General features: G+C 63.1%; 7 protein-coding genes. 1 reads left to right on the plus strand and 6 read right to left on the minus strand.

Annotated elements, in window-relative coordinates:
* From J4E53_RS27635 to J4E53_RS27660, 6 genes are all read right to left on the minus strand, one after another.
* Positions 1-2375, minus strand: a 2375-nt coding sequence (locus J4E53_RS27635; protein ID WP_207268231.1) for an RND family transporter, incomplete at its 3' end; no start/stop codon positions are given.
* 52 nt (positions 2376-2427) lie between these two features.
* Positions 2428-3531, minus strand: coding sequence for a YCF48-related protein (locus J4E53_RS27640; protein WP_060742575.1), 1104 nt, complete (start codon positions 3529-3531; stop codon positions 2428-2430).
* A gap of 69 nt (positions 3532-3600) precedes the next feature.
* Positions 3601-4962, minus strand: coding sequence for a DUF1329 domain-containing protein (locus J4E53_RS27645; RefSeq protein WP_060742576.1), 1362 nt, complete (start codon positions 4960-4962; stop codon positions 3601-3603).
* Positions 4963-4977: 15 nt separating this feature from the next.
* Positions 4978-6627, minus strand: coding sequence for a DUF1302 domain-containing protein (locus tag J4E53_RS27650; protein ID WP_060742577.1), 1650 nt, complete (start codon positions 6625-6627; stop codon positions 4978-4980).
* Between the two features lie 90 nt (positions 6628-6717).
* Positions 6718-7485, minus strand: coding sequence for a coniferyl-alcohol dehydrogenase (locus tag J4E53_RS27655; RefSeq protein ID WP_060742578.1), 768 nt, complete (start codon positions 7483-7485; stop codon positions 6718-6720).
* A gap of 71 nt (positions 7486-7556) precedes the next feature.
* Positions 7557-9029, minus strand: coding sequence for a benzaldehyde dehydrogenase (locus J4E53_RS27660; RefSeq protein ID WP_060742579.1), 1473 nt, complete (start codon positions 9027-9029; stop codon positions 7557-7559).
* A gap of 285 nt (positions 9030-9314) precedes the next feature.
* On the opposite strand from J4E53_RS27660, the gene J4E53_RS27665 reads away from it, so the two are divergent.
* Positions 9315-11090 (plus strand): sigma-54-dependent Fis family transcriptional regulator, encoded by a 1776-nt coding sequence (locus J4E53_RS27665; protein WP_103310980.1) that lies wholly within the window; start codon positions 9315-9317, stop codon positions 11088-11090.
* Positions 11091-11335: the final 245 nt, after the last annotated feature.

Below are 11335 nucleotides of genomic sequence, written 5' to 3' on the forward strand. Positions count from 1 at the left end.
ACGAAGACCCTCTGCGGCAGCAGCCACCAGGCCAGGGCGGGCAACAGGATCAAGGCCCCAAGCATGTTCACCAGGAACATGAAGGCCAGCAGAATCCCCATGTCAGCCTGGAACTTGATCGGTGAAAAGGCCCAGGTCGACACCGCCACAGCCAATGTCATGCCCGTCAGCAACACCACTTTGCCGGTGAACAGCAGCGCCTGGTAATACGCCTGGGCCAAGGTGTCGCCGGCACGCATCCGCGCCAGGATCACGCTCAACACATAGAGCGCATAATCGACCCCGATGCCCACACCCAGTGCAATGACCGGCAGTGTCGCGACCTTGACTCCCATGCCCAGCCCCACCATCAGCGCCTCGCACAGGACCGAAGTGAGCATCAGCGGCAGCATCGCGCACAGGGTCGCGCGCCAGCTGCGGAAGGTCAGCAAACACAGGAGGCTGACCGCACCGTAGACCCAGAACAGCATCTCGCGCATGGACTTCTTCACCACGATATTGGTCGCTGCTTCAATCCCCGCGCTGCCGGCCGCCAGCATGAACTTGACCTCCGGCAGCTGATGCCCGGCGATGAATTGCTCGCTGGCCTCCACCACCCGGTTCAAGGTGTCAGCCTTGTGATCGGCCAGGTAGACGTACAGCGACAGCATCGAGCAGCCCTGATTGAACAGCTCTCGCGGAGCACGGGTCTGCACGGCCCCCAGTGCGCCGTCATTGGGGATCAGTTCATACCATTTGAAGTTGCCTTCGTTATAACCGGCCGTGGCGATCTTGCTCAGCGCCGCCATCGAGGTAGTCGATTCCACGCCGGGCAATTGCTCCAGTTGCCACGCCAGCGCATCGACCGCAGACAGACTGGCGTAACGGGTGCATTGATCCTCCGGGGTCTTGATCATGACCACGAAGATATCCGAGCTGGCCGCGTAGTTCTGGGTCATGAACAACGCATCGCGGTTGTAGCGCGAGTCGGCACGCAACTCCGGGGCGCCGGGGTCCAGATCGCCGATTTTCAGGTGCAGGCTCACGGCAAAACCAAACGCGGCCAACAACAGACCCGCCAACATGGCGCCAATGGCCCAGCGCCGTTGGGTGAACAGGTCGAGCGCGCGCCACAGGGGATGTTTGGTCTGCGCCTGTTGCTCGGTGGTTTCCGCACTCAGGCTGCGTTGCGCCGCCGCCGGGCTGACGCCGATATAGCTGAGCAGGATCGGCAGCAGGATCAGGTTGGTGAAGATCAGCACCGCCACCCCGAGGCTGGCGGTGATCGCCAGGTCCTGGATCACTCGAATGTCGATCAGCAGCAACACCGCGAATCCCACCGCGTCACAGAGCAAGGCGGTGATGCCGGCGGCGAACAGTCGGCGGAAGGTGTAGCGCGCGGCGACCACCCGGTGGGTGCCACGGCCAATGTCCTGCATGATGCCGTTCATCTTCTGCGCGCCGTGGCTCATGCCAATGGCGAACACCAGGAACGGCACCAGTGCCGAGTAGGGATCCAGCTCATAACCGAGCAGCGCCAGCAGCCCCAGTTGCCAGAGCACCGCCGCCAGTGAGCAGGTCACCACCACCAGGGTGCTGCGCGCGCAGCGGGTGTAGCCAAACAGCACCAGTACCGTCACCAGTACCGCCACCACGAAGAAGAGCAGGACTTGGGTCATCCCCTCGATCAGGTCGCCGACGATCTTGGTGAAGCCGGTGATGTGAATCCGCAGGTCATCGGTCTGGTACTTGTCCCGCAATGCCTCCAGTTGCCGGGAAAACTCGCCATAGTCCAGCGCCTTGCCCGTCTGCGGATTGATTTCCAGCAACGGCACGAAGATCACACTGGACTTGAAGTTGCCAGCGACCAATTGACCGACTTCCCCGGAGCGGGCCACATTGGTCCGCACCTGCTCGATGCTGGTGGTCGAGCCATCGTAGTCGTCGGGGATCACCGTGCCGCCGTCGAGCCCTTCTTCGGTCACGGCGGTCCAGCGCGTGGTCGGGGTCCATAACGATTTCATGTAGGGGCGGTCGACCCCCGGCAGCAGGTAGAGTTCGTCGTTGAGCTTGGCCAGGGTATCGAGGTAATCCTTGCTGAAAATGCTCCCCTGCTTGACCTCCACGGCGATGCGCAGCGAGTTGCCCAGGCCGCTCAACTCACTGCGGTTCTCGAGGAAGTTGGCGACGTAGGGATGCCCGGTGGGAATGGTTTTCTCATAACTGGCATTGATGCCGATGCGCGTGGCTTGCCAACCAAGCACCAAGGTCACCAGCAGGCATAGCAGGATCACCAGCGGTCGATGGTTGAAGATCGCCCGCTCGGCGAAGTTGCCCGACGCCCGGTCGAAGTCTTCCTGGCGGCCGATCACGGTTTGGGTTCTGTCGTCTTTCAAGTTTGACTCCTGTTGCACGAGCCGTGGCCCGATAGCGCTACACCGTGAAGTTTCAAGGTTTACCGGACGCCCGCGGATCCTGGTCAGCGGCCACGCCGGTCAAACCGACGCTGGCCAGGCTGCCGTCGACCGCCTGTTGCACGGCAGCGACCGTCCCGCCACTGCGGCTCTGACGCTTGTCAAAGCTGCGGCCCTGGTCATGACTGAAGAGAAGCTCACCACTCTGGCTGGCCAACAACAGGCCGCCGTCGCGCAGTTCAAGGGCGCTCGCCAGTGTTGATTCGATGCCCGTGTCGAGGCGTCGCCAACTGCCACCCCGGTCATCGGACCACCAGGCGTTTCCGCGCAAGCCATAGACAATCAAGGCCCCATCGCGCGTGCCGAGCAGGCCGAAAAAGCTGCCTTCATAAGGTGACTTCAAGGCCTGGAATGACTGCCCGGCATCGGTCGAACGCAACAGCAGGCCGCGCTCCCCCACCAGCAGCAAATCCTTGCCCAAGGCGCGGATGCCATACAGGTTCAAGCCCTGGGGATTGTCCACATGCCGCATCCACGGTTGCCAGCTTCGCCCGCCGTCATCGGTGCGGTAGATCTGGTTGTAGGCGCCCACGACGTAGCCATGCAGGCGGTCACTGAAGTACAGGTCGAGAAACGGTTTATCCGGTCCGTCATCGAGCATGTGCCGTGCCTGCGCCAACTGGCTGGCACCGTCGGGTTGGTTGGCATCGCGCTCGGCGACTTGCACCGCCAGGGCGATGGCGCGCTCACCATCGAGTTGTTTCTGCCAGGTTTCCCCGCCGTCCTGGGTGTGCAGCACCACCCCCAGATGACCGACCGCCCAGCCCTGCTCGGCATCGACGAATTGCACCGCCGTCAGGCTGACGCTGACCGGTACCCTGGCCTGGCGCCAATTCACGCCTGCATCATCCGAGAGCAGCACGATCCCGCGCTCGCCCACTGCAACCAGGCGCTCGCCAGCCCGGGCCAGCCCAAGCAATACCGCGCGCGGGGCCTTGGTCGTCGGCAGTGCCGGTTGCTGCAGCACCGCCAATGTCGTGGCCTGTGCGACCCAGGGCACACTCGCCAACAGGCACCCCACCAGGGCGCAAACACCCCATAGCGGAACTCGGCGCGCAAAGATTTTTTCAACGTTCATATCGTTATTCCGCCTGGAAAATCGTAAGCGACCGCGACGAACCGCCTCCTCGCCACGGCCGCCACAGGTTCAACGCATGTTTTCGTTGGCCATGGCATCCGGCGTGAAGTAGGACGCCGAAGGCTTCGCGACCTTCTGGTACTGAACCGCCAGGTCGTTGCTCGATGAGTTGAGGAAGTAGGCGCCAGTGTCGAGGTTGTAGCTGCCCCACATGACCTGTGCGGTGAGGGCCGGCAGGTCGGGTGCCAGCAGCGTCAACGAATACATCTGCCGGCCGAGCTTGCCCTGGGCGTCGTAACCGTCGGCCATCAGGATCTGCCAGGAGTCTTCGTCGACGTAGTAGGTCCGACGCGGCACGACATGGCGCTTGCCGGACTTGAGCGTGGCCTCGACCACCCAGACCCGATGCTTCTCCCAACGCACCAGATCCGGGTTGAGGAAGTTCGCCTTGACCAGGTCGTCGCTCTTGGCCAGCGCGGCGCGGTTATTGTTGTAGCCGACGATCAGTTCTTTCTTGCCCACCAGCTTGAGGTCATAGCGATCGGTCGGTCCGAACAGCATGAACGCCTCGTCGAACAGGCCGACGCCGGAGGTCACGAAGTCCGGCGTGTCATAGGCAATGTTCGGCGCCCGGCGAACCCGGCGCTGGCCGACCAGATATTGCCAAGCCGCCCGATTGCCCGGGTCCAGGTCCCAATGAGTCATCAGGCCTTCGCCGGCCTTGGACGATGGCAACTCAGTGAACAGCTTGCCCAGCAGGTACTTTCCCGAATAGTTTTCCAGGCTGCCGCCTTCGACGTAGTAAGGAAACTGATAGGTGTATTGCGCTCGGGTCGCCTGGACTTTCTTGCCGCCGGCGGTCATCAGCCAGGTATCGAAAGGCGAGCTGATGGTGTCGCCGCCCTGCCAGGACAACCGGTAGTTCCACAGCACTTGCGCACCGTTTTCCGGGATCGGGAACGGGATGCCGCCGTAGGCGTTGGAGACCTTCTCACTGTCCACGTCCAGCGTGGCGCGGGTGGCATTCTTGCTGGTGTTGTCATACACCCATTGCGGCGCGGCGGCCGAGCGATGGGTCGGGTATACGTCCAGGCGATAGTCCGGATATTTCTTGAGCAGCAGCTTGGTGCCTTCGGCCAATTCGCTGGCGTACTGCTCCATGTTCGCGGCCTTGATCGAATACAGCGGTTTCTCGCTGGCGAATGGATCGGGGCGCTTGTCTCCCGGTTTGTAGCCGGGCGTGACCTGGGTGTAACCACCCTGCCAGGCCGGGATGCTGCCATCGGCATTGCCGGCACGCTCGCCGCCCAGGGGGGTCAAATCGGTTTTCAAGCGTGCGGCCTGTTCGGGCGACACCGCCGCTTGCGCCAGCCCCATGCCGGCGAGGGCCAGGGTCAGGACGCACGTGTTCAGGAATGCTGTGTTCTGCATGGCGAATCCACCTTATTAGAATGAGGTTTTCACGTAGAGCGAGACGAAGTCGCGGTCGGCCAACGACTGTCCGTAACTGAAATTGCCGTCTTCGCGCAGGCCGGCTTTCGGTGCGCCGAAGAAGTTCACGTAGTTGAGGCCGACGTCCCAGCGTTGCAGATAGGTGGCTTTGAGCCCGACACTCCAGTCACCGGAATGGGTGTTGCCGAAGCCGGATTTGTTGACCGCCGATGAACGCCCATCGAGCACCACCCCCATGCCGATCGGCACGGTCAGGTCGATTCCGTCGACGATCTGGAAGTACGCCGGCTCGATCAATACCCGCAGCGCCGTGGCATCGCGGGTGGTGTTGGAATCCAGCGCGGCAGCGTTCTTGGTCACGCTCAAGGTGCGGTTCCAGGCCAGTTCGGCCAGGGCCGAGCCGCCGTCCCAGAACGAGGTGGGCGATAACAGGTAAATCGCCGACAGGTTGGCGTGGGCGGTCTTGCCCCTGGCGAACAACTCATTGTCGCCACCATCGGCCTCCATGCCGGGGGTCACCACTTGCAGGTTGCTCACCAGCGGTGCGTTCCAGCGCACGGACGTTTCACCGGCGAAGTTGAACGGGCCGTAGGCGGTGGAGAAACTGACGCCGGCGGTCTTGATGTCTTCGGCGTAGACCTGCCGATAGGAACCCAGGATCGGCAACCCGGTGGCCGCTGCCGCCGGACCGTCCAGGTACGCATACAACCCGATCGGCGCCTTGTCGTGGTACTGGGCCGCGTAGAAACCCAGCTCCAGTTCGGTGCCGCTGGGCTTGAAGCGGATCTGCATGCCGCCCTGCCCCGAATTGCGCGGTTTCAGATCGCCGCCATTGACCGTGTCGTTGCCGAACACTTCGCGCAACGGACCACTGCCGTAACCGATGGCATCGGCATCGCTCAGGTAGCTGCCGGCGCCGGGGAGATTGGAACGTTCCCACTCGAACTGATAGTAAGCACCCACCGACAACTGCGGGTTGATCTGCAATTGCCCGGAGATTTGATTGACCGGCCGCAGGATCTCCTTGAACTGAGTCCCCGGCACGCTGAGCAACTTGACGACATCGGTCGGGCCCTGGGCATTGGCAATGCCGTTGCCGCCGTAGAACAGGCTTTCCCCATAGATCAGGCTGTGTCGACCCAGGCGCGCCACGCCCTGGGAGTCTTCACCGAGGTCACCGCGCAGGAACACGAAGGCATCGAGAATTTCCGCGTCGCGACCGTGGAGCTTGCGGGTTTCGCTGAGAAAATGCGGTTGCTCGCTGCTGTCGGTGTCCTGGTTGTAGATATCGTCGTACCAGGCCGCGCCGCTCACGCGCAGCCCGTAGTTTTGCCGGCTCAGGTCCATCTCGGAGAACAGGTCCAGGCGGTTGGAGACCAGGCCGCTGCTGAAGTTCTTATCGCCCTGACTCTGGATCGAGGGGTACAGGCCGTTGGCGGTTGGTGCGTTGACCAAGCGGCTGTCCTGCCCTTGCAGGCGCCAGGCCTGGCTGTACTTGATGGTGTTGTCCCAGCGCAGTTTCCAATCGGAGTCACCCAGGTCCATTTGCATGGCCTCGACCCGATCGACCATCACGCCGGTACTGCACAACGCCAGGAACAAGGCGCAGTGCTTGAAACGAAAGCTATCTTTGAGGTTATCCATGGACGCTTCTCATTATTGTTATTTTTGGGCATGGCTTTGCCAGCCAACACGCTCAGGTCGCGGCTCGCGCCGCTTTGCGCGGGTGCGCATTCAGATGTAGGTGGAGGCCAATCCACCATCGACCGGCAGGTTGACGCCGTTGATCCAGCGCGACTCGTCGGCACACAGGAAAGCGATCACCGCCGCCACCTCATCGGCATAAGCGGGACGTTTCATGCGATGGGCATCGGCCTGGGTCCGGGCCTCGCCGAGCATGCTCACGAAGTCATCGAGGATCGGCGTGAAAACCGGGCCTGGCGCGACACTGTTCATGCGCACCGAATGCTCAAGGAACCAGGGTTGGGCCTGCAGGTAGTTCCAGACGATCAAGGCTTCCTTGAAGTACTGGTAGCAGGTCTGGTCCGGCACCGGGTGATCGGCCAGCCAGGCTTGCGCGGCAGCAAAGTCTTCGATGCGCGCCAGCGCCTTGTGCTGTTCCAGGCGTAACGGCCACTCGGCACCGAGGATCGAGGCAATGTTGACGATGCTGCCACCGGCGCTGATGCGCGGCAGCAGCGCACGGCTCAAGTGGCGCAGCCCAAGGTAGTTGACCCGCGCCAGCAGTCGCGGGTTGGCAGTGCCCGGCACGCCGGCGATGTTGCACAGGCTGTCAAGCCGTGCGGGCAGCTGTGGCAGCAACCGTTCGATGTTCTCGGCGCTGCTCAAGTCGCCCTGCACAAAACCGTCCAGGGTCATGTGCGGCGCCTTGAGGTCCACGCCAATCACCTGGGCGCCGTGTGCGCGCAGCAGGCTCGCCGTGGCAGCACCGATACCCGACGAGACACCGGTCACCAGCACAATCTTGTTGTCGAGTTTCATGTTGAGTCCTCTTATTATTTTTGTGTACTCGCAGGGCCCTCAGCTCATCGGGCCCGGTGAAGACCGGCCTGTCAGAACGGGTAGATCGGCGCCGTGTCCTTGACCGTCACCCATTGCCATTGGGTGTATTCGTCCCAGTCCGCCGGGCCGCCGACACTGCCGCCATTGCCCGAGGCGCCGCGCCCGCCGAACGGGTTGACGCATTCATCGGCGACGGTCTGGTCATTGATGTGCAACATGCCGCACTGCAACCGCTCACCGATGGCCATGGCCCGGCCCACGGATGGTGAAATGATCGCCGCCGCCAAACCGTATTCGGTGCGATTGGCCAATTCGATGGCTTCGTCATCGGTGGCGAAGCTGACTACCGTTGCCACCGGCCCGAAGACCTCCTCGTCGAAGGCGCGCATGCCCGGCTTCACACCGCTGAGCACCGTGGCCTGGTAGAACAGCCGATCGTGATCGCCGCCGGCCTCCAGTCGGGCCCCGGCGAGCACGGTGTCGCTGACGATGTCGTGCACCCGTTGCAACTGCCGCTGATTGATCAGGGGCCCCATGGCGGCTTCTTCCCGAGCGGCGTTGCCGAGGGTCATGGCCTGGGCCTTTTCCACCAGTTTGCGGGTCAGCTCGGCGGCAATGGATTCATGGGCGAGAATCAAGCCAGTGGCCATGCAAATCTGCCCTTGGTGCAGCCAGGCGCCCCAGGCCGCGTTCCGGGCCGCGAGGTCGAGGTCGGCGTCTTCGAGAATGATCAGTGGGTTCTTGCCGCCCAACTCCAGGGCGACCTTCTTCAGGTTGCGCCCGGCCACTTCAGCGACCTTGCGACCGGCGCCGGTGGAACCGGTGAAGGCGATCATGCGCACATTAGGGTCGCGGCACAGCGCTTCTCCGGCATCCGCCGCGCCGGGCAGCACTTGCAGCAAGCCCTTGGGCAGGCCTGCCACTTCGAACAACCGGGCGATGAGGAAACCGCCACTCACCGGGGTCTGTGGATCCGGCTTGAGCACCACCGCGTTGCCTGCCGCCAGGGCCGGCGCGACGGAGCGCATGGACAGCACCAGGGGAAAGTTGAAGGGCGAAATCACCCCGACCACGCCATGGGGCTGGCGCCGCGCATAGGACAGGCGCCCTGCCTCGCTGGGCAGGACCACCCCATGGGCCTGGGACAGCAGGCCGGCGGCCTGATGCAACAGCACGATGGCTTCGCGCATTTCGTGCTGGCCCTTGAACAGCGCGGCACCGGTCTCCCGGGCCACGTACAACGCCAGCTCGTCGAAGGACTGCTCGGCCACGTCGGCGGCCTTGCGGAAGATCGCCGCCCGTTGCCGCGGGCCCAGCGCCGCCCACGCCGGCTGCGCCAGGGCCGCGTCGCGACTGGCCTTGGCAATGTCGGCGGAGTCGGCCATGGCACAGCGCATCAGCCGCTCACCGGTGGCCGGCTCGATGATCGATTGCAGCGGGCCCGAGGCAGGCACCCAGTCACCGTTGAAGACGCATTCCGATTCGATCACCTGGGACAGCAGGTGGCTTTTGGGTGCAGACATTTAACACTCCCGGCTCTTTGTTGTTGTCATCGTTTGCCGCACCTGGAAGGTATCGACGCAAACGCCGTGCAAGTGCTTGAGCAAGCGCTGTGCCGGTTTTGCCCGCAGGCCTTGATAAACCTGGCGCAAGGCTCTGGCTCAAGGTTCTTCGCCAGGCATGACGCACCGGGTGCCTGCGTCTATCTGGCCGTTGGCCATCTGCTGCTTGTTCATTTGATAAAGTTATGCTTAATAACTATCTCGCCAGGTGATCATTTCGATCACCCCGCCATCAGGGGCATAACAATGAATAATCCCCACTGCCAGTTGCCGGATCATCGAATCGCCACCGAGCATTTCCATCCACGGGGGGATAGCAACGAATTGAGCGACAGCAGTTCGCCCACGCCGGCAGAACTCACCGCCTGCCTGTTCTTCTCCCCCGACGATGGCCGTATCTGGCTCAACGACCAACGCATGTTGCTGCTGCACAGTTCTTCCTTCGGTGCGTTGCGCCGGGAAATCATCGAACGCCAGGGGCTGGAGCAGGCCCGAGGCATGCTCACCCGCACCGGTTATTCCTCCGGCGCCCGCGACGCTCGGCTGATTCGTGAACGCTGGCCCCACGCCGATGCCGCGGCGGTGTTTCGCGCCGGCACGCATCTGCACACCCTCGAAGGCATGACCAAGGTCGAACCGCTGCATTTCAAGTTCGACGCCGATTCGGGGTTCTATGAGGGAGAGTTTCTCTGGCATCACTCCTGCGAGGCCGACGAGCATGTCGCCGCCTATGGCACCGGGCAGGATCCGGTGTGCTGGACCGAACTGGGCTACGCCATCGGTTTCGTCAGCGGGCTGTTCGGGCAACTGGTGGTCTTTCGCGAAGTGGAATGCCGGGGCATGGGCCACGAACGCTGCCGAGTCGTCGGCAAGACCGCTGAACAATGGGGCGACATCGAGCAGGACCTGAATTACCTCAACGCCTCGCCGCCGACCGTCGTCGCCCGCGCCGACACTCAGTCCGACAACGTGGCCGGAACCGTCCCGGTGCCGGACAGCGAACAGCCACTGATTGGTGCCAGCGCCGCCTTCAACGCCGCGACCCAGGCCTTGCAACGGGTGGCCTTGACCCCGGCCACCGTGCTGGTCAGCGGCGAATCCGGCGTGGGCAAGGAGATGTTCGCCCGCCAGTTGCACCAACTGAGCCGTCGCCGTGATGGACCGTTCATTGCCCTCAACTGCGCGGCCATCCCCGACAATCTGATCGAGGCTGAACTGTTCGGCGTCGAGCGCGGAGCCTACACCGGCGCCACTCATTCACGTCCCGGTCGTTTCGAGCGTGCCCACGGTGGCACGTTGTTCCTGGATGAGATCACTTGCCTGAGCCTGGCCGGGCAAAGCAAGTTGCTGCGTGCCTTGCAGGAGCGGGAAATCGAACGGGTCGGCGGCGGCCATGGCATCAAGGTCGACGTGCGCGTCGTGGCGGCCACCAACATCGACCTGCGCAAGGCCGTGGCGGACGGCGCGTTCCGTGAAGACCTGTTCTACCGGCTCAACGTCTACCCCATCGCCCTGCCGCCCTTGCGCGAGCGCCGCGATGACATACCGTTGCTGATCAACGCCTTTCTCAAGCGCTTTTGCCAGGAGTACGGCCGCACACCGATGGGCCTGACCATGCGCGCCTTGAAGGTACTGTTGCGCTATGACTTTCCGGGCAACGTGCGGGAATTGCAGAACCTCATCGAACGGGGCCTGATCGCCAGCGAAGAAGGCCAGGCCATTGACCTGGTCCATCTGTTTCGCAATGAACAATTGCCGGTGGACGCCTACTCGGTGGACCACCTCGGCGGCCTCTCGCCGATGGGCCTGGCCGCCAACGATGCCGTGGAAAAACCGGCGCTGCTCCAGTCCCTCAGCCAACTGGACGCGGACTTCTCCATTGACGGCCTGGAATCACGCCTGATCAACGAAGCCCTGCAACTGAGCAGCGGCAACCTCGCGGCGGCCGCCCGCTCGCTGGGGCTGAGCCGGGCGCAGTTCGCGTATCGCTTGAAGAAGCATCAAAAAGGTGTCCCGGGCTGAACACCGAACCTGGGAGATGCTGCCAAGGCAGGTCTTGGGGCCGCTTCGCGACCCAGCGGGAGCAAGCTCCCTCGCCACGGGAGTGTAACAACATTACCTGTGGGAGCCGAGCTTGCTCGCGATGGCGGCGGGTCAGTTGGCATTGATATTGGCTGTGCTGACGTCATCGCGAGCAAGCTCGCTCCCACAATGGATCGGTGGTGTTCCTTGCACCGCGTCCACCGTCATTCCCCTGTGGGAGCCGA

The sequence above is a fragment of the Pseudomonas sp. FW305-28 genome (assembly GCF_017351395.1).
GTDB lineage: Bacteria > Pseudomonadota > Gammaproteobacteria > Pseudomonadales > Pseudomonadaceae > Aquipseudomonas > Aquipseudomonas fluorescens_AA.